Here is a 25761-nt window from a genome sequence, read left to right as displayed (position 1 = left end):
CACCGCCAGTGAGCCCCGCTACACCTCTCGAAAATTACTTGCACGATCGAGTGAGAAGACTGGCGGAAAAATATCCACAAGGTCCATAGTGGACCTACCGGTGGGGACCGGGGAGATGAGGCCGCCCGGCGCTGCGAGAACCGCGATGCGCCGGGCGGCCTCGCGTTTACCGGACGGCCGGTTAAAGTCGGTTTCACCATGACCCAGACCAATGGCAGCCAGACCAACGGCAGCCAGACCAGCGGCAGGCGGCCGGCCAAGCACCACGGCCTCTCGGCGAAGACGCTGCGCAGGCTGGAGCGCGCCTCCGGGCGCCTCGCCTCGGCCAGCGTCGCCGCCATGGAGCAGCGGCTGCCGTGGTTCGGACGATTGCCCGCCGAGCAGCGGGCGAGCATCCTGCTGATCACCCAGACCGGCGCGGCCGGGTTCGTCGACTGGCTGCGTGATTCGCAGGAGGCGCTCAAGCTCACCACCGACGCCTTCCGCGGCGCGCCCGAAGACCTGTCCCGCTGGATCAGCCTGCGGCAGGCGGTGGGTCTGGTGCGGCTGGCGATCGAGGTGTTCGAGGAGCAGCTGCCGGAGTTCGCCGCCACCGAGGCCGAGGACGCCGCGCTCACCGAAGGCATCCTCCGCTACGGCCGCGAGATCGCCTTCGCGACGGCCAACTCCTACGCCGCGGCCGCGGAGGCTCGCGGCGCGTGGGACGCCCGGCTGGAGGCGCTGGTCGTGGACGGCATCGTCCGCGGCGACGCCGAGGAGGCGGTGCTGTCGCGGGCCGCGGCGCTGGGCTGGGAGCCGTCGGCGATGGCGACCGTGCTGGCCGGCAGGCCGCCCTCGGACGACCCGCCGAGCGTGGTGTTCGAGGTGCGCCGCCTGGCCGCGCGGCTGGGACGGCCGGTGCTGCTGAGCGTCCAGGGCTCGCGGCTGATCGTGGTGGCAGGCGGGCCGACCGACGGCGACGCCAAGCAGAAGGAGGTGCTCGGCAAGCTGGCAGGCGCGTTCGGCGACGGGCCGGTGGTGGCCGGGCCCACGGTGGACAGCCTGGCCGAGGCGCACCGCAGCGCCGCCGAGGCGCTGTCCGGGTTGCGCGCGGTGGTCGGCTGGCCGGGTGCGCCGCGCCCGGTGCGGTCGTCGGACCTGCTGCCGGAACGAGCGCTGTCCGGCGACGCCGAGGCCGAGCGGCTGCTGATCGAGGAGATCGCGCAGCCGCTGGAGGCGGCCGGGCCGACGATGCTGCAGACGGTGGACGAGTACCTGGAGTCCGGCGGGGTGCTGGAGACGTGCGCGAAGAAGCTGTTCGTGCACCCCAACACCGTGCGCTACCGGCTGCGGCGGGCGGCCGAGCTGACCGGCCGCAACGCCACCGAGCCGCGGGACGCGCTGGTGCTGCGCGTGGCCCTGACGGTGGGACGGCTGGCCAGGGCTCGCGGCCTCTGGTGACCGGTCTCACTTCCGGGCTGCCCGGAACCGACAACACATCAGCGCTGGATGCGGACCTGCGGGCGCCATTTTTGTAGGCTCTCTACAAGATCACCGCTCCGACTTGGTGAACAGCGGCATCCCGGGCCCGCTGGGGAAGCATGTTCCCTAGAGGCGTGACAGCAGTGCTCGCTCCCGGACAGGGCTCCCAAGCGCCCGGCATGTTCTCCCCCTGGCTCGAACTCGACGGCACCCGCGAGAAGCTCACGCGCTGGTCCGAGCGAACCGGGCTCGACCTGGTCCACCTCGGGACCGAGGCCGACGCCGAGACCATCCAGGACACCGCGATCACGCAGCCGCTGATCGTCGCGCTCTCGCTGCTGGCCTTCGACGCCCTCGGCGACGTCCCGGACGACACGCCGGTCGCCGGCCACTCCGTCGGCGAGCTCGCGGCAGCCGCCGCGGCGGGTGTGCTCACGGCCGAGGACGCGGTCGCGCTGGCGGCCGTGCGCGGCGCGGAAATGGCCAAGGCGTGCGCGATCGAGCCGACGTCCATGGCCGCCGTCATGCTGGGCGACCCGGACGAGGTCGTCGCCTGGCTGGAGGGCCACGGACTCACCGCAGCGAACCGCAACGGCGCCGGCCAGATCGTCGCCTCCGGCGCGAAGGACGCCATCGAGCGGATCGTCGCCGAGCCCCTCGAAGGCACGAAGGTCCGGCCGCTGAAGGTCGCCGGCGCCTTCCACACCTCTTACATGGCCCCCGCCGAGGAGGCCCTGCGCGCGCACGCCGCGTCGATCACGCCGAAGGACCCGGTCCGCCCGCTGCTGTCCAACGCCGACGGCACCGTGGTCACCAGCGGCGCCGAGTACCTGGAGCGGCTGGTCAAGCAGGTCACCCGCCCGGTCCGCTGGGACCTGACGATGGACGGCCTCGTCGAGCTGGGCGTCACCGCCACGGTCGAGCTGCCGCCGGCAGGCACCCTGACCGGTCTGGTCAAGCGCCAGCTCAAGGGCACGGTCACGCAGACCGTCGCGCTCAAGACCCCCACCGACCTGCCCGCCGCGAAGGAGATCCTGTGAGCCCGGTGTTGCGCCAGAAGCAGGGGCCCGCCGCCACCCGGATCCTGGGCGTCGGCAGCTACCAGCCGGACCGCGTCGTCACCAACGACGACCTGTCCCAGATCATGGAGACCAACGACCAGTGGATCCGTGAGCGGGTCGGCATCATCGAGCGCCGCTTCGCCGAGAAGGACGAGCTGCTGGTCGACATGGCGGTCAAGGCGGGCAACGCCGCGCTCACCGACGCGGGCCTGCAGCCGTCCGATGTGGACACCGTGATCGTGCCGAACTGCACGATGCCCGCGCCCATCCCGAACGCGGCCGGCCAGGTCGCCGACCGGATCGGTGTGAAGGCGGCCGGCGCGTTCGACCTCAACGCCGCGTGCGCCGGGTTCTGCTACGGCCTCGGCGTCGCCTCCGACCTGATCCGCGCCGGCTCGGCGGGCAAGGTGCTGGTGATCGGCGCGGAGAAGCTGACCGACGTGGTCGACCCGGTGGACCGGGCCAACGCGATCATCTTCGCCGACGGCGCCGGCGCCGCGGTGGTCGGTCCGTCCGACGAGCCGGGCATCGGGCCGGTGTCCTGGGGCAGCGCGGGCGACCTGGTCGACACGATCTACATGCGCGACCACAAGTACATCTACCAGGAGGGCCAGTCGGTCTTCCGGTGGGCGACCACGCAGATCGCGCCGATCGCGTTGAAGGCGGTCGAGCTGGCCGGGCTGGAGCCGTCGGACATCGACGTGCTCATCCCGCACCAGGCGAACCTGCGGATCGTGGACGCCATCGCCAAGCGGCTCAAGGCCAAGGGCGCGCGGGAGGACCTGGTCGTCGCCGACGACATCAAGTTCTCCGGCAACACCTCGTCCGCGTCGATTCCCATGGCGCTGGACCACATGCGGAAAGCGGGCACCGTCAAAACGGGTGACGTGGTGCTGATGGTTGGATTCGGCGCGGGCCTGTCCTACGCCGGACAGGTCGTCATCTGCCCGTGATACCACTATCGCCGGCAGGCGCGGGCCTGCCGGTGTCGAACCCCAGAAAGGAAACACCATCGTGGCGGACAAGCAGGAGATCCTCAGCGGCCTCGCGGAGATCGTCGAGGAGGTCGCGGGTGTCGCGCAGGACGACGTGAGCCTGGAGAAGTCCTTCGTCGACGACCTGGACATCGACTCGCTGTCGATGGTGGAGATCGCGGTGCAGGCCGAGGACAAGTTCGGGGTCAAGATCCCGGACGACGAGCTGGCCAACCTGAAGACCGTCGGCGACGCGGTGGACTACGTCGCCGCGAACGCCAAGTAAGCACGAGCTGAATTCTTCGTCTGAACCTCGGGGAGACTCCTCATGAGCAACATCGACGTCGTGATCACCGGGATCGGCGCGACGACGCCACTCGGCGGGGACGTCGCGTCCACGTGGGAGGGCTTGCTCGCCGGCCGCAGCGGCATCCGGCGGATCGAGGCCGACTGGGTCGAGAAGTTCGACCTGCCGGTCAAGATCGGCGCCACGCTCGCCGAGGATCCGGCGGAGAAGCTGCCGCGCGTGCAGGCGCGCCGGCTGGACCGGTGTGAGCAGATCGCGCTCATCGCCGCCCGGCAGGCGTGGGCCGACGCCGGTTTCGAGCAGCCCAGCGACGAGCGCACGGACGTCGACCCGGACCGGCTCGGCGTGTCCATCGGCACCGGCATCGGCGGGCCGCTGACGCTGCTGGCGATGGACGACCTGCTCGAGCAGGAGGGCATCCGGAAGGTCTCGCCGCTGACCGTGCCGATGCTGATGCCGAACGGGCCTGCCGCGCACGTCGGCATCGACCTCAAGGCCAGGGCCGGGGTGCACTCGCCGGCTTCGGCGTGCGCCTCCGGCGCCGAGGGCATCGCCAACGGTTACCAGATGATCCAGAACGGGCGGGCCGACGTCGTGGTGGCGGGTGGTGCGGAGTCCTGCATCCACCCGATCACCGTGGCCGGTTTCGCGCAGGCCCGGACGGTGTCGACGCGCAACGACGAGCCCGAGCGCGCGTCGCGCCCGTTCGACACCGACCGGGACGGGTTCGTGCTCGGTGAGGGCGCCGGTGTGGTCGTCCTGGAGCGGGCGGACCGAGCGAAGGCCCGCGGCGCGCGGATCTACGGGCGGCTGGCCGGGTACGGCATCACCTCGGACGCGCACCACATCACCGGCAACCACCCGGAGGGCATCGGCCAGATCGCCGCGATGGCGAACGCGATGACCATGGCGGGGCTGACGTCGGCGGACGTGGGGCACGTGAACGCCCACGCGACGTCCACGGTGGTCGGCGACATCGGCGAGGCCGCGGCGATCCGCAAGGCCGTCGGTGAGCACCCGGTGGTGACGGCGCCGAAGTCCGCGCTGGGTCACCTGGTCGGTGGCGCCGGGGCGGTCGAGGGCATCCTCACGCTGCTCTCGATCTACCACGGTCTGGTGCCGCCGACGCTGAACCTGGAGAACCTGGACCCGAAGGTCGGGCTCGACGTCGTCGCGGGCGAGCCGCGGAAGGTCGAGCTGACCGCGGCGCTGAGCAACTCGTTCGGCTTCGGCGGTCACAACACGGCGCTGCTGTTCACCGGCGTCTGAGTTCCGCTTCTGTTGGGAGGACCCCGGCCGTTGGTGGCCGGGGTTTTCTCGTGTGTGCGGTCAGCAGCGGGACAGTTCGGGGGTGGTGGAGCCGGTGACGGTGTCCACCTTCCAGGCGCCGGATTCCAGGGTCAGCGGGAGCACGAGGCGCCAGTGCACGCAGGGTTCCGGGAGTTCGGCCGGGGCGTCCTTGACGTCCTGCGTGCTGGTGAAGCCGACGAGGGCGCGGAGCTCGTCGTCGGCGACCGGGTCGATGCGGTAGACGAGGATGCTGCCGTCCCGCGTCGTGCGGTAGTCGTTGAGCCAGGTGCTCTTCGACTTGGCCTGGACGCGCTCGCGGGTGACGGCCGATTTCCACAGCTCGTAGTCGCGGTTGTTGATCGAGTCGAAGTACGTCTGGAGCAGCGTGCGGACCGTGGTGTTCTGCGGGTGCGCCGCGGCGTCCGGGGTGAGCTCGACGGTGCCCGGCCCAGGCTGCTGCGCGAGCGGCCGGGCGGTCGACGACTGGGCGAGGATAGCGTCCGGCGTCGCTTCGGGCAGGCGGTACAACTCGCGGGCCAGGAGACCGCCGCCGACCATGATCGACACCACGACGATGACGACGGGCACCAACCATCGCGGCGGTGCTGCGGGAGGCGCCGACATGGCTGTCACATCGGCAGCGTAGTGGTGATCGTTACCGAGTGCTGTCTTTTGTGCGGAGCGGGTTGGTGTGGTTGGGCCGGGCAGGTGAAGGGGCTCGGCTGATCCGGGGTTCTGGTGGCTGGGGTGGGTGCGGGTGGTTACGGGGCGAGGGTTGGTTCGGGGGCAGGGTTGCGGCGATGAATGGTCCGTTCATCGCCGCGCGACCGGACACCTCACGCGGACTGAAAGCCATGAACGGACCATTCATCGCCGCGCAACTGGACACCTCACGCGGACGGAAGCCATGAACGGACCATTCATCGCCGCGCGACCGGACACCTCGCGCGGCGCAAGCCATGAACGGACCATTCATCGCCGCGCGACCGGACACCTCGCGCGGCGCAAGGCATGAACGGTCCGTTCATCGCCGCGCGACCGGACACCTCACGCGGACTGAAAGCCATGAACGGCCACTCGTCGGCGCGCGAGCGGACACCTCGCCGGGGGAAGCACTGAATGGTCCGTTCATCGCCACAGGAGTGTGCACCTCGCGCGGGCTGAAGTCATGAACGGACCGTTCATCACCGCACGACTGGGCACCTCACGCAGCTTCAAGGCATGAACGGTCCATTCATCGCCACATGAGTGGGCACCTCACCGAGCCCCCAGCACCGAGCACCGAGCACCGAGCACCGAGCACCGAGCACCGAGCACCGAGCACCGAAGCCAAGCACCGAAGCCAAGCACAGCCGCCCAACCGGCTCGCCTGAAAACTCACCCCACCCGGTGCAGCCAGGTGACCGGAGCCCCGTCCCCGGCGTGCCGGAACGGCTCCAGCGCCTCATCCCAGCTCGAAGCGAGCAGCTCATCGAGTTTGTGCGCCAGCTGCTCCCCCGCGCGGCAGGTCGCCACGAGTGTGCGCAGCTGGTCTTCCCCGACGACGATGTCTCCGTTGGCGCTCGTCCGGCCGCGCCACAGTCCCAGCCCGGGCACGTAGCAGAACCGCTCGCCGTCGACGCCGGCGCTCGGCTCCTCGGTCACCTCGAAGCGCAGCATCGGCCACGCCTTGAGACCGGCCGCCAGCTTGGCGCCGGTTCCGGCGGGCGCGCTCCACGTGCACTCGGCGCGAAGCTGCCCTGGAGCGGCGGGTTGCGCCGTCCACTTCAGATCCACTCGGGTACCCAGGGTGCCCGAAATCGCCCACTCGACGTGCGGGCACACCGCAGACGGCGACGAGTGGACGTAAACCACGCCACGGGTGCTCACTGCTGACCTCCGCTACTCGACGAGGGGCGTCTTCCCCTACGACCTCGCGAGCTCGGAGCCTGCTGACAAGCATCCCTGCCGTGACTGCCCATATTGTGCACCCGGACGATGGCATTTCGCCACAGGAACCTCAGATGTCGCAGCACCACCACTGGCCGGAAGCCGTCAGGTCCCGGCGAGAGCCCCCACGGCGGCGACGGTGTCGACGAGCCCGGCGCCCTTGTCGAAGCTCGAACCACCCTGGTACGCGGCGCCGTCACTGTACTTGTACGCCGTCGACTTGATCGCGGCCTCGATCTCGCCCGGCGTGGCGCCCGGCCGGGACTGGAACAGCTGCGCCACGATGCCGGTGATCTGCGGCGTCGCCATCGAGGTGCCGCTGATCACGTTGTAGGTGCCGAGGTCGAGCATTCCCGGCCCGTTCGACGGCTGCAACCCGGTCGCGCAGATCACCAGGTACGGCCGGCACGCGGACAGGATGTTCTCGCCCGGCGCGGACACGTCCGGCCACGTCGACGGGTCCGACGCGAGCCCGCGCGAGGAGAAGTCCGACACGGTCCCGTCGCGCGTCCCGGTGCTCTGGTCGTTGTAGGAGGCCACCGAGATGACCCCGGGCGTCGGGTCCTTGCCCGGCGGGTTCGACAGGTCCGCCGAACCGTCCCCGCCGTCGTTGCCGTTCGCCCACACCGTCACGACCCCTTCGGCCGCGAGCGCGCGCTGCAGCTTGACCGTCGCCGACTCCGGGTCGAACTCGCCGCCGCCGCTCGGGCCGTACGAGTTGTTGATCACCTTGATCGGCGGGCACACCGTTGCCGGCACCCCGGCCCCGCACGGCGCGGCGTGGTTCTCCAGCACCCAGTTCAGCGCGGCGTCCGTGCCCAGCACCAGGATCGCCAGGCCGGTCGAGATCGACACGATCTTCGCGCCCGGCGCCGAACCGCCGACGGACGAACCGTCGGCCAGCGTGTACGGCGCACCCGCCGCGATGCCGGCGACGTGGGTGCCGTGCCCGCCGAGCGCGGTCGCGTCGGTGTCGACCGAGGTGGGCACGTCAACGATGCACGAGGTGGTGGTGCCGTCGAGGCACAGGCTCTTCAGGTTGCGCACCACGCGGGTCGATCCGTCGGCGCCGCGGAACGCCGGGTGCGTCGGGTCGATCCCGGTGTCGATGATCGCCACGGACACCCCGCGCCCGTCCAGCGGAGCGCCGTCCGCGCCGGTGAGAGTGGTACGTGCTTCGGCGCTGCGGGTCGCGGTCGTGCCGGACGAGCCGAACGCGACGAGCGGGTCGTTGTTCTCGACGTAGGTGACACCGGCCGCCTTGCGCACCGCGGCGACCTGCGCTGCGGTGCCCGTCGCGGCGACGACGCCGATGCGCGGGAACCGGGTGATCTCCCGCATCCCGGCCGCCCGCACGGCCTGCGCCGCGGTGCCCGCGTCCGCGGCGTGCACGAGGGTCGTGACCGGAGTGAGCGCGGTCGCGGTGGCCAGCACCCGGTCGAGCGTGTCCGACACGGGCGCGAGCGGGGCCTGGGCGTTCGCCGCGGGGACGGCGCCGGTGAACGGGAGGACGAGCACGGCGGCGGCGATCGCCACCGCGCGCGTGGAGCGCCATCGCATCGGGGTCCCCTATCTCCAGCCGGCCCTACGATCTACCAACGAGTAGCACTCAATAGGGTGACTCCGATCACTGTCAACGATCACCTACCCGCACGGGTGTGCCCGGAAGCAGACACCTTCCGCGAGTGATTTTCACACCATCGAGGGTCGGCAACTGCACAGCGCGCTAGCGTAAGCGCGCACGTGGACGGGACCGGGGAGGTGCGAGGTGCGGCTGATCCGCCTGGAACGACAGCCCTCGCGCGTCGCCGACGACGTCCGGGCCGCGCTCGCCGCGCTCGGCCGCGGTGACTACTTCGCCGGCGGCATCGCGCTGGCCGGGGCACGGCCGCTGCCGGACCGGCCGCCGATCGAGGCGATCGTCGTCATGCCGACCGTCGTCCTGGTCGTGATCGGCGTCGATCTGCCGGACCCGGCGATCCGCCTCGAAGCGCCCCTGACCGGCCAGTGGAAGGCCGACGGCTGGCCGCTCGTCGCCGACGGGGACGTGGTCAACCCCGCGGCGGACGCGCTCGCGCTCGCCGACGCGGTCATCGAGCGGCTGCGCCCGGACGTCCCGGAGCACCTGCCGATCGCGACGATCCTCGCCGTCGGGCCGTTCGTGGAGGAGATCGAGCAACCGCCCGCCGACCTCGCCGGGAACGTCCGCGTCCTGTTCCCGACGCAGAACAGCCTGCTCGCGGCCATCGCGTCGCTGACCCCCGCGCCATGGCCGTGCACGCCGGCGCAGGCCCGCGCCCTGATCGACACGCTCGCTCCGGACACCGGTCTCACCGGCGACGAACTGGCGGCGGAAGGCTTCACCGTCACCGAGGAGTCGGCGACGGTGAAGCTGGCGCCGGTCAAACCCCGCCCCCGGCGGCACCGCCCGGCCGCGCCCGCCGCCGTGCCGCCGATCGTCCCGCCCGCCGAGGTGACGATGCCGGTGCCCCGGATCGCCGCGGCCGCGCCCGCGCGCGCGGTCCCGGCTTCCGCGCCCGTGCCGTGGCGGCCGGTCGCGGCGATCGCCGTGGCGCTGGTGCTGCTGGCCGTCGTACTCGTGGTGGTGACGACCGGCGGGGACGGCGAAACGGTCACCGCGCCCCCGACGACCACCGCGGTCACGCCGGCGCCGCAGGCCGTCGCGGGCATCGAGTTCACCAAACGGGCCTCCGGCACGGAACGCACCTGCGCCGCCCGCGCCTACGGGGACCTGCAGGCGCGGTTGCAGGCAAGCGGTTGCGCGGGCATGGAACGCGGCAGCTTCGAGGCCACCGTGGACGGGCGGGCGGTCGCCGTGTCGGTCGCGGTGCTCACCTTCGGCAGCGACGAACAGGCCACGGCCTTCAAGCAGCTCGCCGACACCCCGGGCAGCGGCGGGATCGCCGATCTCGCCACCGAGACGCACCAGTGGCCGCGCGAGCCGGACACCGCGGGCGCGGCGTACCAGAGCGCGATCTCGGGCCCGGCCGTCCGGCTGGTGCTGGCCGCCTACGTGGACGGCCAGTCGTCACCGGACGACCCGGCCCTGCTGCGCGCGGCGGGCGCCGCGCTGGGCGTGCGGATCAGTTAGCCGGCCGCCGCGGCGAGGATCTCCTCGGCGTGGGTCCACAGCAGAGCGCCGCCCGCCCCGGGCACCACATGGCGTCGCGCGCCCGGAATCCGGGAGGTGAGCAGCGCGCCGAGGTCTGGTGAGTGCACCCGGTCCCGTTCGCCGAACCACACCTGCACCGGCACCCGGATCGCGGCCCAGTCCAGCTGCCACGGCGACATCGCGATGATCGAGTCGGCGGCGTAGCCCGCGCCGTCGTTCGCGAACCCCTCCCGCAGAGCCGCGCGGTACCGGGCCAAGAACACCGGATCCTGGTACACCTCGCGGTCGGCCGGATCCGCGCTGTCCAGCACCATCCGTTCCATCCCGCCGGGGCCGAGCCGGGCGAAGAACTCCCGCGCGGCCGCCGGGTCCACCCGCACCCGCGTGACGACGTCCCGCACCGGGCCGGGCAACCGCGCGAACACCCGGGGATCGGCGACCTCGTCGGCCGGGGACACCAGCAGCAGCCGGGACGCGATCCCGCGCTCGGCGGCCGCGAGCCCGAAGACCGCGGCCTGCGAGTTCGCCACGACCGGCACCGGCCCGCCGAGGCGCGCCACGAGTGCGGCGAGGTCGGCGGCCGTGGACGCCGCCGACCGGCGTGGGTCGTGTGTCGAAGCGCCGATGCCGGGGCGGTCCACGGTCACCAACCGGACCCGGCGCCCGCCGCCGAAGACCATGGACCGGCCGGTCGCGGCGCCGGCCAGGAACAGAACCGGCGTGCCGTCCCTGGGCCCGGTCTCGGACCAGGCGAGGACCCGGCCGCCGGGGAGCAGCAGCTCATGATCGAAGCGCACTCGCGAAGCGTCGGCCACGGCTGCCCCTCCCGCAACCGGTTTCAGAGCCCGTACTCCTCCAGCAGCCGCAGCCACACCTCGCTGATCGTGGGGAACGACGGGACCGCGTGCCACAGCCTGCCCAGCGGCACCTCGCCCGCGATGGCGACGGTCGCCGAGTGCAGCAGCTCCGCGACGTCCTGCCCGACGAACGTGACGCCGACCAGCACCTCGCGGTCGGTGTCGACGATCATCCTGGCCTTGCCCGCGTAGCCGTCCGCGTGCAGCGACGACCCCGCGACGGCGATGTCGATGTCGACCACCCGGTGCGGTGCGCCCGATTCGGGCTCGGTCAGGCCCACCGAGGCGACCTCCGGGTCGGTGAACACGACCTGCGGCACCGCGTGGTGGTCGGCGGTGGCGCTGTGCTTGCCCCACGGCCGGGTGTCCACCGGCTTGCCCGTGGCGCGCGCGGAGATCACGTCGCCGACCACCCGGGCAGCGTACTTGCCCTGGTGCGTCAGCAACGCGCGGCCGGTGACGTCACCAGCCGCGTACAGCCACTCGCCGTCCACTTCGGACACCAGCCCGCTGTCGTCGACAGTGAGCGGCTTGCCCGGCGCGAGCCCGATGACCTCCAGGCCGAGGTCGTCGGTCGCGGGACGCCGCCCGGTCGCGACGAGCACCTGATCGGCCGTGACGACCGCGCCGCCCTTGAGTTCCAGCCGGGCGGCACCGTCCACTCGGGAGGCTCGCTCCAGGCCGGAGTCGGTGTGCACACGCACGCCGTCGGCCCGCAGGCCCTCCGCGACGGCGTCGCCGGCGAAGTCCGGGTACCGCGGCAGCGGGCGCGGGCCGGTGACGATCAGGTCCACCTGCGCGCCGAGCCGTGCCCAGGCCTGCGCCATCTCGACGCCGACCACCCCGCCGCCGACGACGGCCAGCCTGCCCGGCACCGTGCTGCTGGACGTGGCTTCGCGGGAACCCCACACCGGCACCTCGTCCAGGCCCGGGATCGGCGGCGTCTTCGGCACGCTGCCGGTACAGACCACCACGGCGTGCCGAGCCCGCAGTACCCGGCCGCCGTCCACAGTGATCTCGCGCTCACCGGTGATGCGGCCGCGCCCGCGGATCGTCGTGATGCCCGCGCCGCGGGCCCACTCGACCTGACCGGTGTCGTCGCCCTTGCTGGTGAAGTAGTCGCGGCGTTCGAACACCGCCGCCGGGTCGAGCGCCTCGCCCACCGGAACGCCGGGCAACCGCCGGGCGGCGGCGAGCGCGTTTCCCGGTCGCAGCAAGGCTTTGCTCGGGATGCAGGCCCAGTAGGAGCACTCGCCCCCGAACCGTTCCCGCTCCACCAGCGCGGTGGACAGGCCGCCCTTGACCGCCCGGTCCGCCGCGTTCTCCCCCACCGGTCCGCCACCGATCACGATGACGTCAAAAGTCTCCTCGGACATGGGTCACAGCGCACACCAGCCCGGCGCCCGGCGCAAGTGGGGCGGGTATTCTCAGCGGCAAATCGTAAGTACTGGAGGTTATCGGTGGCGAAGAACACCGCGGTGCAACTACTGGACGACCTGAACGGCGAACCGGCCGCGGAGACGGTGCGGTTCGGCCTGGACGGCGTCGAGTACGACATCGACCTCTCGGACTCGAACGCGGGCAGCCTGCGCGAGCTGCTGGCCACCTACGTGCAGGCGGGCCGCCGCACGGGCGGCCGCAAGCGCCCGCCGCGCCGCCTCGCCCCGGTGAAGCGCACGCGCCGCACGGCGAACTCCACTGCCACGACGTCTCGGAAGGCCACGGACTCGCCGGCGAAGAAGACGGGCGCCACCGGAGCGGCGAAGGCTCCCGCCGCGGCGGGCAAGCGCGCGACCGCTCGTACGGCGGCAGCGAGCAAGACCGCGAAGGCGGAGGCCGCTGCCAAGGGCAAGAAGACCACGGCGGCGGCGAAGCCCGCTGACGCCACCAGCCCGAAGCCGGCCACCCGGCGCAAGGCAACCCCGGCGGCACCGAAGGCCACCGACACCAAGACGACCAAGGGCAAGAAGACCACGGCGGCGAAGCCTGCTGAGGCCACCACGCCCAAGCCGGCCACCCGGCGCAGGGCCACCACGGTTTCCGCGCCGAAGACCATCGCGACGAAGGCCGCGGCGGAGGACAAGAAGACCAAGCCCGCCGCGAAGCCGTCGCGCGCGAAGGCGAAGGCGAAGCCCGCCGAGGCCGCGCCCGCGAAGGAGAACGCGACCGCCAAGAAGCCGGCCATGAAGAAGGTCGCGCCGGCGGAGAAGGCTCCTCGCAAGACCGTGCGCAAGGCGCCGCCCGTGGTGTTCTCCGCGGCCACGAACTGAGTGCGGCATCCGGCGCGGGAGCGCACTCGGTGAAGTGCCGTAGTTCCCTACTGCCACCAAGCATTCCCGCCGCCGGCCCCGATCGCCCCGGCCACTGACGGGGACGCCCGGTGCCAGGTCGCACTCGGCGAGCGACGCCGGGGCACTTCAGCGAAGCGCCCCGGCGTGTTTCCCAAGATCGGGATCAGCGGTCGATGCCGAGGTGCTCCCGCAGCGTGGTGCCGCTGTAGTCGGCGCGGAAGACGCCCCGCTCCTGCAACAACGGCACCACCTTGTCCGCGAACGGGTCCAGCCCGCCGGGGGTCACGTGCGGCACCAGGATGAACCCGTCGCTCGCGTCCTCCTGCACGTACGTGTTGATCGCCTCGGCGACCGTCTCCGGGGAGCCGACGAACGTCTGCCGTCCGCTGACCTCGACCACCAGGTCCCGGATCGACAGGTTCTTCGCCTCCGCCAGCTCCCGCCACTGCCGCACCGTCGCCACCGGGTCGCGGTACATCCGCGTCTGCGCGCGCCCCTTGGCGACCGCCTCCGCGCCGACTGCCGGCTCGACCTCGGGCAGCGGCCCCTCCGGGTCGTAGCCGGACAGGTCGCGGTTCCACACCTGCTCCAGGAACTTGATCGCCGTCTGGCCGCTCACCTGCTGGTACCGCACGACGTTCGCCAGCTCCTCGGCCTCCGCGTCGGTGTCACCGAGCACGAAGGTCGCCGCGGGGAGCACCAGCAACTGGTGCGGCTCGCGCCCGTAAGCGGGCAACCGGCGCTTGACGTCGGCGTAGAACTTCTGCCCCGCCTCCAGCGTCCCGTGCCGCGTGAAGATCGCGTCGGCCGTCGCCGCGGCGAACTCGCGGCCCTCGTCCGAGTCGCCTGCCTGCAGGATCACCGGCCTGCCCTGCGGACCGCGCGGCACGTTGAACCGGCCCGCGATGTCGAACTGCGCGTCGTGGTGCTCGAACGCGCCCGCGCGGGCGTTGCGCAGGAACACCCCGGACGCCTTGTCCGCGGCGATGTCGTCCGCGCCCCAGGAGTCGAACAGCTCGAACGCCGTCTGCAGGAACAACTTCGCGCGCTGGTAACGCTGTTCCTCCGGCAGGTAGCCGCCGCGGCGGAAGTTCTCGCCGGTGAACGCGTCCCACGAGGTGACCACGTTCCACCCGGCGCGGCCTTCGGACAGGTGGTCGAGGCTGGCGAACTGGCGGGCCACCTCGTACGGCTCGTTGAACGTCGAGTTGATCGTCCCGGTCAGGCCGAGCCGGTCGGTGACCGCGGCGAGCGCGGCCAGCACCGTGAACGTGTCCGGCCGGCCGACCACGTCCAGGTCGTAGATCTTGCCCGCGTGCTCGCGCAGCCGCAGCCCTTCGGCGAGGAAGAAGAAGTCGAACTTCGCCCGCTCGGCGGTGCGCGCGAGGTGCGTGAACGAGGAGAACTCGATGTGGCTGCCCGCCTCCGGGTCGCTCCACACCGTGGTGTTGTTGACGCCGGGGAAGTGCGCGGCGAGGTGGATCTGCTTCATCGCGTCGCTCCTGCGTACCGGTTGGCGGGACGCTCCAGGCCGAGCAGGCCCCGCAGCGTGGTGGCCTCGTACTCGCGGCGGAACGCGCCGCGCTGCTGCAGTTCGGGGACGAGCCCGCGGGTGATGGCGGACAGATCGTGCGGCAGGGCGCCGGGGCGCAGCCGGAAACCGGACAGGCCTGCGTCGCGCCAGGCCAGCAGCTGGTCGGCGAGCTGGGCTGGCGTGCCGGTGAAGACCAGGGCGTCGGAGGTGAACTCGGCGAGGTCGTCCAGGCGGGCCTTGCGGTCGCGGGCCGCTTGCTCGGTCTCGTCGAGGAACACCACGACGTCGCCGAACACCAGCAGGTCCGCGCGCAGCCCGCGCACCTCCTGCCCCAGAGCGCGCGCCTCGTCGGTGTCCTGCGGGGTGAGGAACACGAGGTCGGCCGAGCGGGCCGCGAGCCGGTGGATCTCGGTGACGTGCGAGAGCACCGCGACGGGCGGCTGGCCCTGCGGCGGGCGCGGCGTGATCGACGGGCCCTTGACGCTGAAGAACCGACCGGTGAAATCGATGTAGTGCAGCTTGTCCCGGTCGATGAAGCGGCCGGTGGCGGTGTCGCGGATCTCGGCGTCGTCCTCCCAGCTGTCCCACAGCCGCCGCACGACCTCGACCCAGTCACCGGCCTCCTCGGCCAGGTCGGGCAGCGGGACCGGGAACTCGCGGCGGCCGAAGTGCGCGGCGTCGTCGGCGCTGCTCGCGATCCGGACGCGCACGCCGCCGCGCCCGGTGGACACGTAGTCGAGCGTCGCGATCGCCTTGGACAGGTGGAACGGTTCGGTGTGCGTGGCGATCGCCGTCGGCAGGAACCCGATGTGCCGGGTCAGCGGCGCGACGCGGGCGGCGATCAGCACGGCGTCCAGCCTGCCGTCCACCCGGTCGGTGCGCCCGTCCCGCGGCGCGCCCAGCGAGTCCTCGATCGTGACGAAGTCCAGCAGGCCGTGTTCGGCCTCGAGCACCAGATCGGCCCAGTACCGCGGGCGGAACAGCTCGTCCGGGCGCGCGTCCGGCTCCCGCCACGCGGCCGGGTGCCAGCCCGCGCCCTCCAGTGCCACCGCGAGATGAACCATGCCTCGCTCCTTTCGCCTCCCCCGGTCCAGCGATCGGGCGGCCCGCGCTATTTCGCGTACCACCCGTTGGGACGCCTACGGTGGGAGGCATGTACTCCAAGGAGATCGAGGTGAAGACCGGCGGCCGCGCCGTGGTGCACGACCTGACCAGGGACGCCGACGCGTTCCTGGCCGAAGCGGACGCCTCGGACGGCCTGCTGCACGTGTTCGTGCCGCACGCCACCGCGGGCCTGGCGATCCTGGAGACCGGCGCGGGCAGCGACGACGACCTGCTCGCCGCGCTGGACGAGCTGCTGCCCAGGGACAACCGGTGGCGGCACCAGCACGGCAGCAAGGGCCACGGCCGGGACCACGTGCTGCCCGCGCTGGTGCCGCCGTACGCGAGCGTGCCCGTGCTGGGCGGGTCGCCGGCGCTGGGCACCTGGCAGTCGATCTGCCTGGTGGACACCAACATCGACAACCCGGTCCGGCACGTCCGGTTCAGCTACCTCGCCGGCTGAAGCTCCGGCGCCGCCTCCACCGGCGCCGGCGACTTCACCCGGCCCGGCCAGAGGATGACCACCAGGCCGGCGACCAGCATCGCCCCGAGCACCCAGATGCCGGTGGTCACGTCCGGCGCGCCCGGGGTGCCCTGCAGCAGGCTGCGGGTGCCCTCGGTGGAGAAGCGGAACGGCGTCCACGACCACAGCAGGACCCGGTAGGCCGGGTTGAGCAGCTCCGGCACCTGCCCGGCGACGTTCGGCGCGAGCAGGTAGAGCGGCCCGAGGATCGCCATGGCGCGGATGCCCAGCAGCCGCAGCAACGCGGTCTGCACGGCCGCGAACGCCGCCGCGACCAGCAGGATGTAGCCGAGGACGTCCCAGCCCAGCGGCAGGGACGAGTCCCACAAGGCGAGGAACCCGGCCGCGACGCCGGTGATCAGCACGGCCGTGGCCCCGACCTGGGTGAGGCGCGCCGCGACGCCGATTCGCCGCCCGGTCCGCTCGGCGACGACGACCAGGATGGCGCCCGCGGCCAGGCTGCCGACCCACGCGAGGATGCTCACCGCGAGCGGTGCCGTGCGGCCCGCGGGGCTCGCCGGGTGCACGGTCTCCACCCGCACCGGGGCGGTCGGGGTGCCGGTCGCCTGGCTCATCGCCGTCGACAGCGCCTGCCCGGCGCCGGTGAGCGCCTGTTGCACGACCTGCGTGCCGCTCGGGTTGACCGCGCCGGACACGACCACGCCCACCTGTCCGGGCGCGAGTTCCAGGACGCCGTAGACGTCCTTGTCGTCGAGCAGCGTCCTCGCTTCGGCGGGTGTGGTGACCTGCCAGCTGAGGGCCTCGCCGCCCTGGCTCGTGAGCTGCCCGGCCGCGGCGCGCAGCTGCGGCGGGGCGTTGTCGGGCACCGCGACCGCCACCGGCAGCCCGTCGGGTTCGACCGACGCCTGGACCCCGACGGTCAGGAATCCCAGCACCACCGCGACCACCGCACCGGCCAGGGCCGCCAGCCCGGCCACCGGCCTCCGGGATGTGCCAGCCATGGGGACCTCCCCTAAATTTCTTCGACTGTTGAATTCAACGGGAACGGTAGCCCGGCCTTCGAGCGAAGTCAACGCACGATGAATAACGGCCTTGGTAGCGTCGGCGGACGTGACGAGCAGTGCGCACCGGCTGGTGCTGTGGGACATCGACCAGACCCTCATCGACCTGCGCGGGGCGGGCCGCGGCTGGTACCGGCAGGTGCTCGAGGAGGTGACCGGCGTCCCGATGACCGCGATGCCGGACTTCTTCGGGCGGACGGAGCGCGCGATCACCGCGGGAGTGCTGACGCTGCACGGGATCGAGCCGACCGAAGAGCTGATCCAGCGGATGTGGGCGGCGCTGACCGCGGTGTCCGAGCTGGCGCTGCCGGAGCTGGCGAAGCGCGGCCTCGCATTGCCGGGCGCGTCGACCGCGCTGGCGGGGGTGGCCGCGGCGGGCGGGGCCGTGCAGTCGCTGGTGACCGGGAACCTGCGGGAGATCGCGTGGCACAAGCTGTCCGCGTTCGGGCTGCACACGCACCTGGACTTCGAGATCGGCGGCTACGGGAACCTGTCCGCGCACCGGCCGGACCTGGTGGCGTACGCGGTCGACCGCGCCCATGCGACGCTCGGGCGCCCGTTCGAGCCCGCATCGGTCGTCGTGGTGGGCGACACGCCGCACGACATCGACGCGGCGCGCGAACACGGAGCGGTGGCCGTGGGGGTGGCGACCGGCCGGTTCGACGCGGCCGCGCTCCGCGAGGCGGGGGCGCAGGTGGTGCTGCGCGACCTCAGCGACACGAAGCTGGTGCTGGCCGCGGTCTTCGGGGAGGGCTGAGCGTCTCGGCCCGCACTTCGCCGCCGTGTTCGGCTAGCTGTAAGGATCATGGACGTTGTTGACGGTGCGGTCGGCGCGTCGGGTTGATCAAGGCGGAGACCTCCGTGAGGGGTGAAGGTGCTTGACGCCTTTCCCGCACAAACGGAGGTCTTCGTGTCTCACCGTGCGGGACCGGCCGGGCGAGCTGGTGCATGTCGATGTGAAAAAACTCGGACGGCACCGCGAAGGTGGCGGGTGGTGGGCGCACGGTCGCCGCAGTGATCAGCACAAGGCCGCCCGCCGCGCACCACCGGTCGGGTTTGAGTTCGCGCACTGCGCCGTCGATGATCACTCCCGGCTGGCCTACGCCGAAATACCCCGACGAAACCGCCACCACCTGCGCTGCCTTCCTCCGCCGCGCCGCACAGGGCGCTCGCACGCCTTCCGCACCGCGCTGGCCGAAATCCGGGCAGCCAGCGCTTCACCCGCGTCGACAACCTCACTAGGCACTACAGCTAGCGGCGAAGACAGCTACGGGCCCGCCGCGAAAAGCGACGGGCCCGTTGCCGGTAAAGGTGGTTCAGCCGCGGACGAGCTTGACCAGGTGGTCGACCACCGCGTCCACCGCGATCTCCTCGCGGTCGCCCGTCTTGCGGTCCTTCACCTCGACGACGCCCTTCGCCAGGCCGCGCCCGACCACGAGGATCGTCGGCACCCCGACCAGCTCCGCGTCGGCGAACTTGACGCCCGGCGTGGCCTTCCGGTCGTCCAGCAGGACCTCCACACCGGCCGCGTCGAGGTCGGCGGCCAGCTTCTCCGCACCCGCGGCGATCGACTCGTCCTTGCCCGCGATCACCACGTGCACGTCGTACGGCGCGACCTCACGCGGCCAGACCAGGCCCAGCTCGTCGTGGCTCTGCTCGGCGATCACCGCGACCAGGCGCGACACCCCGACGCCGTAGGAACCCATCGTGATGCGGATCGGCTTCGAGTCCGCACCGAGCGCGTCCACCTGGAACGCGTCGGTGTACTTGCGGCCCAGCTGGAAGATGTGCCCGATCTCGATGCCGCGCGCCGCGACCAGCGTGCCCTGCCCGTCGGGCGAGGCGTCGCCCTCGCGCACCTCGGCGGCCTCGATCGTGCCGTCCGGCTGGAAGTCGCGGCCCACGACGAGGTCGACGACGTGGTGGTCGGCCTTGTCGGCGCCGGTCACCCACGCCGTGCCGGTGACGACGCGCGGGTCGACCAGGTACCGGACCCCGTTGTCCTGCAACGCCTTCGGGCCGATGTAGCCCTTGACGAGGAAGGGGTTGGCCGCGAAGTCGGCTTCGTCGAGGAGCGCGACCTCGGCCGGCTCCAGCGAAGCTTCGAGCCGCTTCTGGTCGACCTCGCGGTCACCGGGGACGCCGATGCCGAGGATCTGCCAGTCCTTCTCGCCCGGCTGGCGGATCTTCACCATCACGTTCTTCAGCGTGTCCGCGGCGGTGAAGGTGCGGCCCAGGTCGGTCTTGTCGTTGAGGTAGTCGACCAGCGTCTGGATGGTCGGCGTGTTCGGCGTGTGGTGGACCTGCGCCTGCGGCTTGTCCTCGATGGACTGCGCGGGCGGCGGGGGCGTGACGACGGCCTCGACGTTGGCCGCGTAACCGGACGCGTTGCTGCGGACGTAGGTGTCCTCACCCGTCTCGGCGACGGCGAGGAACTCCTCGGACGCCGAGCCGCCCATCGCGCCGGACGTCGCCGCGACGATCACGTACTCCAGGCCCAGCCGGTCGAAGATCCGGATGTAGGCGTCGCGGTGCAGCTGGTAGGAGCGGGACAGGCCGTCGTCGTCGAGGTCGAAGGAGTAGGAGTCCTTCATGACGAACTCGCGGCCGCGCAGGATGCCGGCGCGGGGGCGCGCCTCGTCGCGGTACTTGGTCTGGATTTGGTACAGGATGACCGGGTAGTCCTTGTACGAGCTGTACTCGCCCTTCACGGTGAGGGCGAACAGCTCCTCGTGCGTCGGGCCGAGGAGGTAGTCGGCGCCCTTGCGGTCCTTGAGGCGGAACAGGGCGTCGCCGTACTCGGTCCAGCGGCCGGTCGCCTCGTAGGGCTCGCGGGGCAGCAGCGCGGGGAACAGGATCTCCTGCGCGCCGATCGCGGCCATCTCCTCGCGGACGACCTCCTCGATCTTGCGCAGCACCCGCAGGCCCAGCGGCAGCCACGAGTACCCGCCCGGCGCGACCCGGCGGACGTAGCCCGCCCGCGTCAGCAGCTTGTGGCTGGGAACCTCGGCGTCGGCCGGATCCTCGCGCAGCGTGCGCAGGAACAACGACGACATCCTGGTGATCACTGGGCTGCTCCTCGGCGTCGAAACACGGTGTGAACAGGGTAGTCAGGGGCGTCCAGCGGTTATCGGGCGGGCCGGAATTGTCGGTGGGGCGCGCTACCGTGCCGAGATGACTCTCGAACTGGGGATGGTGACCGTGGACTGCGCGGATCCACGGCAGATGGCGGCGTTCTGGTGCGCGGCGCTGGGCGTGCGGGTGGACCAGGACTGGGGCGAGTACCTGGTGCTGACACCCGCGCGCGAGGGCGGTGTGCGGCTGGGGTTCCAGCAGGTGCCGGAGGAGCGGGCCGGGAAGAACCGGCTGCACCTGGACCTGGCGACCACCGACCGGGACGGCGAGGTGGCCCGGCTGGTAGGCCTCGGCGCGGCGAAGCTCGCGGAGCACGAGGTGCCCGGCCTGACCTGGACGGTGCTCACGGACCCGGAGGGGAACCAGTTCTGCGTGGGCGAACCCCACTGAGTTTTCGCGGTTCCGGATCGAGGTGGTGGGTTCCAGGGTGGGGCGGCAAGTTCCGTGCGCAGGGCGGTGGGTTTCCTGGGCGGCACGAGGTCACCCACCGGGTGACTGGTCACGCGAGTCCGCACGGCGACGAGTCCCACGACCAGGGAGCGAGTCCCATGCGCAAGGCGGCTTGTTCGACGCTCAGGGGGCGAGTGCTGCCCTTGGGGAGGTGGGTTGTTGTGCGCTCGACGGGCGGAGCTCCACGCTCCATGAGGCGATGTTTCCCGGGCTGAGCCCGGGAAGACAACAACTCCCCCACCTCGCCCCGCAGCACGCGCACCACACCCGCACGGCGCCTCGACTCGGGCTGGTGGCGTCGCAACACGCGCTCAGCTCGGCGGCACCGCCCCCAACTCCCGCGCCCCCTCGCCACGCGGGCCGCGCGGGCCACCGTCAGCGCGGCGGGCCACCGTCGGCGCGGCAACACCGCACCCAGCTCCCGCACCACCTCGCCACGCGGGTCACCGTCAGCACCGCCCCAACCCCCACGCCACCTCGCCACGCGGGCCGCGCGGGCCACCGTCACCGCGGCAGCACCGCACCCAGCTCCCGCGCCGCTGCGCGGAGGGCGGGTACGAAGGCCTCCAGCTCGGCCACCGACATCCGGTAGGCGGGCGCCGCCGTGGAGATCGCGGCGATCGCGTGCCCGTCGGGCCCCAGAACCGGCACCCCGACGGCCCTTATCCCCGGCTCGTGCTCCTCGTCGGCGATCGCGTAGCCCTGGGTCCGCACCGCGGCGATCTCCCGCGCGAACTCCGCCCGCGAGGTGATCGTCCGCGGCGCCAGTCCCGTCAGCTCCAGCGACTCCACCAGCACCTCCCGGTCCGGCGCGAACGCCACCAGGCACTTCCCCATCGCCGTGCAGTGCAGCGGCCCCCGCTGTCCCGGCTCGCCGCGGATCTGGATCTGCCGCGGCCCCTGCACGGAATGCACGTAGACCTGCTGGTGCCCGTCCAGCACCGCCATCAACGTCGGCTCGCCGGTCTGCTCCGTCAGCGCCCGCAGCACCGGCAACGCCACCCCGGCGAACCCCCGCGCGTGCGACACCCGCTGCCCCAGCTCGAACAGCCGCAACCCCAGCGCGTACCGCTTCGACCCCGGGTCGCTGCGCGCGAAACCCTGTTCCTGCAACGAACCCAGCAGCCGGTGCGTCGTGCTCACCGGGTATCCCGCCCGCCGCGCGAGCTCGGACAACCCGACCCCGTCGGGGTACTCGCCGAGCAGCGACAGCACCCGCAGGGCCTTGCCCACCATGTCAGCCACACACCACCCCTTGACGTCTCCCGGTCGAAGTTCCACACTCATCGAGCACCACAATACGGAAGAGCTTTCCACATCATGGAAAGAACGGCAAGGAGGCCGCCTTGGAGAGCCCGCCACTGACCGGCACGGCCACCCAACCGGGCAGGCAGCGCTGGCTGCGCCTGATCCCGATCGTGTTCGTCACCTACAGCCTCGCCTACCTGGACCGCTCGAACTTCTCGATCGCCGCGGCCGGTGGGATGTCCGAGGACCTGGGCATCATGAGTTCGACGTCCGGTCTCATCGCCGCGTCGTTCTTCGCCGGCTACTTCCTGCTGCAGGTCCCGGGCGTGCTCTACGCCGACCGCCGCAGCGTCCGCGACCTGATCTTCTGGTCGGTCCTGGCTTGGGGCGCGCTCGCCACGCTCCAGGGCCTGCTCAGCTCGGTCCCGCTGCTGATCGTCGTCCGCTTCCTGCTCGGCGCGGTCGAGGCCGCGGTGCTGCCCGCGCTGGTCGTCCTGCTCGCCCGCTGGTTCACCAAGGCCGAACGCGGCCGCGCCAACGCCTTCCTCATCCTGGGCAACCCGGTCACCGTGATGTGGCTGTCCGCCGCCTCCGGCTACCTCATCGAGGCCACGAGCTGGCGCGGCATGTTCATCATCGAAGGCGTGCCCGCCCTGATCTGGGCGTTCTACTTCCGCGCGCAGGTCCGCGACCGGCCTGCCGACGCGCCGTGGCTCGCCCCGGCCGAACGCGAGGCCGTGGACACCGCGATCGCCGCCGAGCAAGCCGAGCTCGCGAGCACCGCCGCCGACAACTCGGGAGTGCACCCGCTGCGCGAAGCCCTGCGCACCCCTGCCGTGCTGGTCCTGTCCGCGCAGTACCTCCTGTGGAGCATCGGCGTGTACGGGTTCGTGTTCTGGTTGCCGTCGATCGTGAAGGCCGGATCGTCCGCCGGCATCGGCGCCACCGGCCTCCTCTCGGCGGTCCCCTACGCCTTCGCCGTCGTCGCGATGCTGCTCAACTCACGCCGCTCCGACCGCACCACCCGGCGCATCCGCTACGTGTGGCCGTGGCTGCTCGGCGGCGCGGTCACGTTCTACGGTTCCTACCTGGCGGGCCACGACGCGTTCTGGCTGTCGTTCCCGCTGCTGGTCCTCGCCGGGATCGCGATGTACGCGCCCTACGGCCCGTTCTTCGCGATGATCCCGGAGCTGCTGCCGCGCCGCACCGCCGGTGTCGCCGTGGCGCTGGTCAACGCCGCCGGCGCGCTCGGTGGCTTTCTCGGCACGTACCTGGTGGGCTGGTTGCGCACCGCGACCGGCACCGACGCCGCCGCGTTCCTGATGCTGGCCGGCACGATGGCCGCGTCCGCGCTGGTCCTGCTCGCCGTCCGCACCCCGAAGAGGAAGGTCGCATGACGCCCCGAGTTCTGCTGCCCTGGTCCGATCTCACCGTTCCGGACGGCCTGGAAACCGCCTGCTACGACGGCACCGGCACGCCACCCGCCCTGGACGGCGTCGAGTTCTACGTGCTTCCCTACGACAGCGGCCCCGAGCCGCCGAAGCTGATCGCGAAGATGCCGTCGCTGAAGGCGGTGCAGTCGCTGTCCGCCGGTGTCGACAGCCTCCTGCCGTTGATCCCGGACGGCGTCACCCTCGCCAACGGCCGCGGCCTGCACGACCTCAGCGTCGCCGAGCACACGCTCGCCCTGATCCTCGCCGCGCAGCGGAACCTGCCGCGCTGGTTCCGGCAGCAGGGCACCGGCTCGTGGGACCGCGAGCACACCCGGTCGCTGGCGGACGAGCGTGTCCTGCTCGTCGGGTACGGCTCCATCGGCAAGGCGATCGAGCGGTACCTCGTGGCCGGGGAAGCCGACGTCGTGCGTGTCGCGAGCACCGCGCGTGAGGGTGTGCACGGCATCGACGAGCTGCCGGAACTTCTGCCGTCCGCGGACATCCTGGTGCTGATCCTGCCGGACACCCCCGCCACCCGCGGTCTGATCGGGGCGCCCGAGCTGGCGGCCCTGCCGGACGGCGCGCTGGTGGTCAACGTCGGCCGCGGCACCGCGATCGACACCGCGGCGCTGACGAAGGAGGTCGTGTCGGGCCGGTTGCGGGCCGCGCTGGACGTGGTCGATCCGGAGCCGCTGCCCTCGGACCACCCGCTGTGGCGGGCGCCGGGCGCGATCATCACCCCGCACGTGGCGGGTGGTTCGGACTCGTTCTATCCCCGCGCGAAGCGGCTGGTGGAGCAGCAACTACAGCGGTTCGCGCGGGGCGAACCGCTGGTCAACGTGGTGCGGTGATCAGGACGCCTGCGCGTACTCCACCACGTAGTCGGCCGTGCAGACACAGCCGCCGTCGACCTCGTCGCACCGGACCGTCAGGCTGTGCCGCACCAGGTCGGTGTCGGTGCAGTCCGGTTCGGTGCACTCCACCAGGGCGTCCACGTGCAGGACGAGGGTGCCGTGGCAGTGGTCGAGGTCCCGTGCGCAGCTGGGGCACTCCATGTCTGACACCTTCCGCCGGTTCGTGTTGCGGCACCTTGGTACCACCGCGCTTCACCGGAAGGTGGGAGGAGGTCCCGGCGTGTCGGCGTGACGTCAGGCGCTCTTCGGCGAGCGGCGGCTGCGCGCCGGGGTCGCGGCCGGCTTCTTCGCGGCCGTGCGCTTGGCCGGTTTGCGTGCCTTCTTCGCCTCGCTGACGCTGGCCTCCAGCGCCGCCATCAGGTCGACCACGTCGGTCTTGGGCGAGCGCCCCTTCGGCCGGGTGGTCTTCTTGCCCGCGATCTTCGCCTCGATCACCGACTCCAGCGCCTCCCGGTACTGGTCGGTGTACTTGTCGGGGTCGAAAACCGGCTCGGACAGCGACTCGATGAGCGAGCCGGCCATGCTCAGCTCCTGCGGGCGGACCTGGGGCAGCTCGTCACGCAGGAACCCGAAGTCCGGGGTGCGCACCTCGTCCGGCCACAGCATCGTGGTCATGACCATCACGTCGGCGTGCACGCGCAGCAGCGCGAGGGTCTCGCGCTGGCGCAGGGCGACCTTGGCGATGGCGACGTTGCCGGACTTGTGCAGCGCGTCGCGCAGCAGCACGTACGGCTTGACCGCGGCCTTCTGCGGCTCCAGGTAGTAGTGGCGGTCGAAGTGCAGCGGGTCGATGGCCTCGAGCGGCACGAACTCCAGCACGTCGATGACGTTGGAGCTGGACAGCGGCAGCTCCTTGAGGTCCTCGTCGGTGATGACCACCATCTCGCCGTCGTCGGTCTCGTAACCCTTGGCGATGTCGGCGTAGGGCACCTCTTCGCCGTCGATGGTGCAGAAGCGCTTGTACTGGATGCGCCCGCCGTCGCTGACGTGCACCTGGCGCAGGGACACGTTCTTGTTCTCGGTGGCCGCGTAGAGGTTGATCGGGATCGTGACCAGCCCGAACGACACCGAGCCCTTCCACATCGATCGCATCGCCGG

General features: G+C 71.8%; 24 protein-coding genes and 1 pseudogene. 13 read left to right on the top strand and 12 right to left on the bottom strand.

Translation table 11 applies throughout. From position 1 onward, the window contains the following. Positions 1-198 precede the first annotated feature (198 nt). The 5 genes from AMYTH_RS0138705 (at position 199) to AMYTH_RS0138685 (ending at position 5072) form a co-directional block, all read left to right on the top strand. The gene (locus AMYTH_RS0138705; protein ID WP_027934731.1) at positions 199-1440 is read left to right on the top strand and encodes a PucR family transcriptional regulator; all 1242 of its coding nucleotides are present in this window, start codon (positions 199-201) and stop codon (positions 1438-1440) included. Between the two features lie 140 nt (positions 1441-1580). Beyond that, complete coding sequence (locus AMYTH_RS0138700) at positions 1581-2501, top strand: ACP S-malonyltransferase (RefSeq protein ID WP_084022763.1); 921 nt, start codon at positions 1581-1583, stop codon at positions 2499-2501. Next, positions 2498-3475: a beta-ketoacyl-ACP synthase III gene (locus AMYTH_RS0138695; RefSeq protein WP_020422496.1), complete on the top strand. Its 978-nt coding sequence runs from the start codon at positions 2498-2500 to the stop codon at positions 3473-3475. Before AMYTH_RS0138700 ends, AMYTH_RS0138695 begins: the two co-directional genes overlap by 4 nt. A 61-nt stretch (positions 3476-3536) precedes the next feature. Then, complete coding sequence (locus tag AMYTH_RS0138690) at positions 3537-3782, top strand: acyl carrier protein (protein WP_017984121.1); 246 nt, start codon at positions 3537-3539, stop codon at positions 3780-3782. A gap of 42 nt (positions 3783-3824) precedes the next feature. Further along, entirely contained in the window at positions 3825-5072 is a 1248-nt protein-coding gene (locus AMYTH_RS0138685; protein WP_027934729.1) for a beta-ketoacyl-[acyl-carrier-protein] synthase family protein, read from the top strand. Between the two features lie 60 nt (positions 5073-5132). Here AMYTH_RS0138685 and AMYTH_RS0138680 read toward each other — a convergent pair whose 3' ends face one another. The 3 genes from AMYTH_RS0138680 to AMYTH_RS0138670 all read right to left on the bottom strand — a co-directional run bounded on the left by AMYTH_RS0138680 (position 5133) and on the right by AMYTH_RS0138670 (position 8582). Further along, entirely contained in the window at positions 5133-5681 is a 549-nt protein-coding gene (locus AMYTH_RS0138680; protein ID WP_037323019.1) for a hypothetical protein, read from the bottom strand. Positions 5682-6470: 789 nt separating this feature from the next. Next, positions 6471-6962 carry a DUF3145 domain-containing protein gene (locus AMYTH_RS0138675; RefSeq protein ID WP_027934727.1) on the bottom strand — a complete coding sequence of 164 codons (492 nt, stop codon included), beginning with the start codon at positions 6960-6962 and terminating at the stop codon, positions 6471-6473. A 165-nt stretch (positions 6963-7127) separates the two neighbouring features. After that, the gene (locus tag AMYTH_RS0138670; protein WP_027934726.1) at positions 7128-8582 is read right to left on the bottom strand and encodes a S8 family serine peptidase; all 1455 of its coding nucleotides are present in this window, start codon (positions 8580-8582) and stop codon (positions 7128-7130) included. A gap of 208 nt (positions 8583-8790) precedes the next feature. On the opposite strand from AMYTH_RS0138670, the gene AMYTH_RS0138665 reads away from it, so the two are divergent. Further along, complete coding sequence (locus tag AMYTH_RS0138665) at positions 8791-10134, top strand: hypothetical protein (RefSeq protein WP_027934725.1); 1344 nt, start codon at positions 8791-8793, stop codon at positions 10132-10134. Here AMYTH_RS0138665 and AMYTH_RS0138660 read toward each other — a convergent pair. Both AMYTH_RS0138660 and AMYTH_RS0138655 read right to left on the bottom strand, forming a co-directional pair. Beyond that, entirely contained in the window at positions 10131-10952 is an 822-nt protein-coding gene (locus AMYTH_RS0138660) for an alpha/beta fold hydrolase (protein WP_027934724.1), read from the bottom strand. The two genes, AMYTH_RS0138665 and AMYTH_RS0138660, sit on opposite strands and share 4 nt — an antisense overlap. A 41-nt stretch (positions 10953-10993) precedes the next feature. Then, positions 10994-12388 (bottom strand): dihydrolipoyl dehydrogenase family protein, encoded by a 1395-nt coding sequence (locus AMYTH_RS0138655; protein ID WP_037323018.1) that lies wholly within the window; start codon positions 12386-12388, stop codon positions 10994-10996. A gap of 84 nt (positions 12389-12472) precedes the next feature. On the opposite strand from AMYTH_RS0138655, the gene AMYTH_RS51000 reads away from it, so the two are divergent. Continuing rightward, a complete protein-coding gene (locus tag AMYTH_RS51000; RefSeq protein ID WP_051362946.1) occupies positions 12473-13282 on the top strand; it encodes a histone-like nucleoid-structuring protein Lsr2 in 810 nt (269 codons plus the stop codon). Positions 13283-13466: 184 nt separating this feature from the next. On the opposite strand, the gene AMYTH_RS0138645 is transcribed toward AMYTH_RS51000, so the two are convergent. Both AMYTH_RS0138645 and AMYTH_RS0138640 read right to left on the bottom strand, forming a co-directional pair. Beyond that, complete coding sequence (locus tag AMYTH_RS0138645) at positions 13467-14795, bottom strand: NtaA/DmoA family FMN-dependent monooxygenase (RefSeq protein WP_027934721.1); 1329 nt, start codon at positions 14793-14795, stop codon at positions 13467-13469. Continuing rightward, positions 14792-15901 (bottom strand): LLM class flavin-dependent oxidoreductase, encoded by a 1110-nt coding sequence (locus AMYTH_RS0138640; RefSeq protein ID WP_027934720.1) that lies wholly within the window; start codon positions 15899-15901, stop codon positions 14792-14794. Before AMYTH_RS0138640 ends, AMYTH_RS0138645 begins: the two co-directional genes overlap by 4 nt. A gap of 89 nt (positions 15902-15990) precedes the next feature. On the opposite strand from AMYTH_RS0138640, the gene AMYTH_RS0138635 reads away from it, so the two are divergent. Then, positions 15991-16401 carry a secondary thiamine-phosphate synthase enzyme YjbQ gene (locus AMYTH_RS0138635; protein WP_027934719.1) on the top strand — a complete coding sequence of 137 codons (411 nt, stop codon included), beginning with the start codon at positions 15991-15993 and terminating at the stop codon, positions 16399-16401. Here the strand turns inward: AMYTH_RS0138635 and AMYTH_RS0138630 are convergent. Continuing rightward, on the bottom strand, positions 16386-17423 hold the full coding sequence (locus AMYTH_RS0138630; protein ID WP_027934718.1) for an ABC transporter permease: 1038 nt from the start codon (positions 17421-17423) through the stop codon (positions 16386-16388). The two genes, AMYTH_RS0138635 and AMYTH_RS0138630, sit on opposite strands and share 16 nt — an antisense overlap. Before the next feature lie 109 nt (positions 17424-17532). Here AMYTH_RS0138630 and AMYTH_RS0138625 point away from each other — a divergent pair, with 109 nt between their 5' ends. Both AMYTH_RS0138625 and AMYTH_RS50680 read left to right on the top strand, forming a co-directional pair. Then, positions 17533-18240, top strand: a complete 708-nt coding sequence (locus AMYTH_RS0138625) for an HAD family hydrolase (RefSeq protein ID WP_027934717.1) — start codon at positions 17533-17535, stop codon at positions 18238-18240. A gap of 166 nt (positions 18241-18406) precedes the next feature. Then, a pseudogene (locus tag AMYTH_RS50680) lies at positions 18407-18644 on the top strand (IS481 family transposase); the annotation flags it as partial. 155 nt (positions 18645-18799) lie between these two features. Here AMYTH_RS50680 and AMYTH_RS0138620 read toward each other — a convergent pair. Beyond that, complete coding sequence (locus tag AMYTH_RS0138620) at positions 18800-20551, bottom strand: proline--tRNA ligase (RefSeq protein ID WP_027934716.1); 1752 nt, start codon at positions 20549-20551, stop codon at positions 18800-18802. 106 nt (positions 20552-20657) lie between these two features. On the opposite strand from AMYTH_RS0138620, the gene AMYTH_RS0138615 reads away from it, so the two are divergent. Further along, positions 20658-21008, top strand: coding sequence for a VOC family protein (locus AMYTH_RS0138615; RefSeq protein ID WP_027934715.1), 351 nt, complete (start codon positions 20658-20660; stop codon positions 21006-21008). A gap of 564 nt (positions 21009-21572) precedes the next feature. Here the strand turns inward: AMYTH_RS0138615 and AMYTH_RS0138610 are convergent. Then, positions 21573-22304: an IclR family transcriptional regulator gene (locus AMYTH_RS0138610; protein WP_084022762.1), complete on the bottom strand. Its 732-nt coding sequence runs from the start codon at positions 22302-22304 to the stop codon at positions 21573-21575. A gap of 110 nt (positions 22305-22414) precedes the next feature. Between AMYTH_RS0138610 and AMYTH_RS0138605 the strand changes: the two genes are divergently transcribed. Both AMYTH_RS0138605 and AMYTH_RS0138600 read left to right on the top strand, forming a co-directional pair. After that, positions 22415-23713: an MFS transporter gene (locus tag AMYTH_RS0138605; protein ID WP_037323016.1), complete on the top strand. Its 1299-nt coding sequence runs from the start codon at positions 22415-22417 to the stop codon at positions 23711-23713. Beyond that, entirely contained in the window at positions 23710-24600 is an 891-nt protein-coding gene (locus AMYTH_RS0138600) for a 2-hydroxyacid dehydrogenase (RefSeq protein ID WP_027934712.1), read from the top strand. Before AMYTH_RS0138605 ends, AMYTH_RS0138600 begins: the two co-directional genes overlap by 4 nt. On the opposite strand, the gene AMYTH_RS0138595 is transcribed toward AMYTH_RS0138600, so the two are convergent. Beyond that, positions 24601-24804, bottom strand: a complete 204-nt coding sequence (locus AMYTH_RS0138595) for a hypothetical protein (protein WP_027934711.1) — start codon at positions 24802-24804, stop codon at positions 24601-24603. Positions 24805-24897: 93 nt separating this feature from the next. Further along, entirely contained in the window at positions 24898-25755 is an 858-nt protein-coding gene (ku, locus tag AMYTH_RS0138590) for a non-homologous end joining protein Ku (RefSeq protein WP_027934710.1), read from the bottom strand. Positions 25756-25761 lie beyond the last annotated feature (6 nt).

The sequence above is a fragment of the Amycolatopsis thermoflava N1165 genome (genome assembly GCF_000473265.1).
GTDB lineage: Bacteria > Actinomycetota > Actinomycetes > Mycobacteriales > Pseudonocardiaceae > Amycolatopsis_E > Amycolatopsis_E thermoflava.
This window is presented reverse-complemented; position numbering and strand designations above follow the sequence as displayed.

Excerpts from the sequence above, each read along its gene's own strand:
- AMYTH_RS0138705 (WP_027934731.1), top strand. The coding sequence starts at position 199 with ATGACCCAGACCAATGGCAGCCAGACCAACGGCAGCCAGACCAGCGGC.
- AMYTH_RS0138700 (WP_084022763.1), top strand. The coding sequence starts at position 1,581 with ATGTTCCCTAGAGGCGTGACAGCAGTGCTCGCTCCCGGACAGGGCTCC.
- AMYTH_RS0138685 (WP_027934729.1), top strand. The coding sequence starts at position 3,825 with ATGAGCAACATCGACGTCGTGATCACCGGGATCGGCGCGACGACGCCA.
- AMYTH_RS0138670 (WP_027934726.1), bottom strand. The coding sequence starts at position 8,582 with ATGCGATGGCGCTCCACGCGCGCGGTGGCGATCGCCGCCGCCGTGCTC.
- AMYTH_RS0138655 (WP_037323018.1), bottom strand. The coding sequence starts at position 12,388 with ATGTCCGAGGAGACTTTTGACGTCATCGTGATCGGTGGCGGACCGGTG.
- AMYTH_RS0138645 (WP_027934721.1), bottom strand. The coding sequence starts at position 14,795 with ATGAAGCAGATCCACCTCGCCGCGCACTTCCCCGGCGTCAACAACACC.
- AMYTH_RS0138640 (WP_027934720.1), bottom strand. The coding sequence starts at position 15,901 with ATGGTTCATCTCGCGGTGGCACTGGAGGGCGCGGGCTGGCACCCGGCC.
- AMYTH_RS0138635 (WP_027934719.1), top strand. The coding sequence starts at position 15,991 with ATGTACTCCAAGGAGATCGAGGTGAAGACCGGCGGCCGCGCCGTGGTG.
- AMYTH_RS0138630 (WP_027934718.1), bottom strand. The coding sequence starts at position 17,423 with ATGGCTGGCACATCCCGGAGGCCGGTGGCCGGGCTGGCGGCCCTGGCC.
- AMYTH_RS0138615 (WP_027934715.1), top strand. The coding sequence starts at position 20,658 with ATGACTCTCGAACTGGGGATGGTGACCGTGGACTGCGCGGATCCACGG.
- AMYTH_RS0138610 (WP_084022762.1), bottom strand. The coding sequence starts at position 22,304 with ATGGTGGGCAAGGCCCTGCGGGTGCTGTCGCTGCTCGGCGAGTACCCC.
- AMYTH_RS0138600 (WP_027934712.1), top strand. The coding sequence starts at position 23,710 with ATGACGCCCCGAGTTCTGCTGCCCTGGTCCGATCTCACCGTTCCGGAC.
- AMYTH_RS0138595 (WP_027934711.1), bottom strand. The coding sequence starts at position 24,804 with ATGGAGTGCCCCAGCTGCGCACGGGACCTCGACCACTGCCACGGCACC.
- ku (WP_027934710.1), bottom strand. The coding sequence starts at position 25,755 with ATGCGATCGATGTGGAAGGGCTCGGTGTCGTTCGGGCTGGTCACGATC.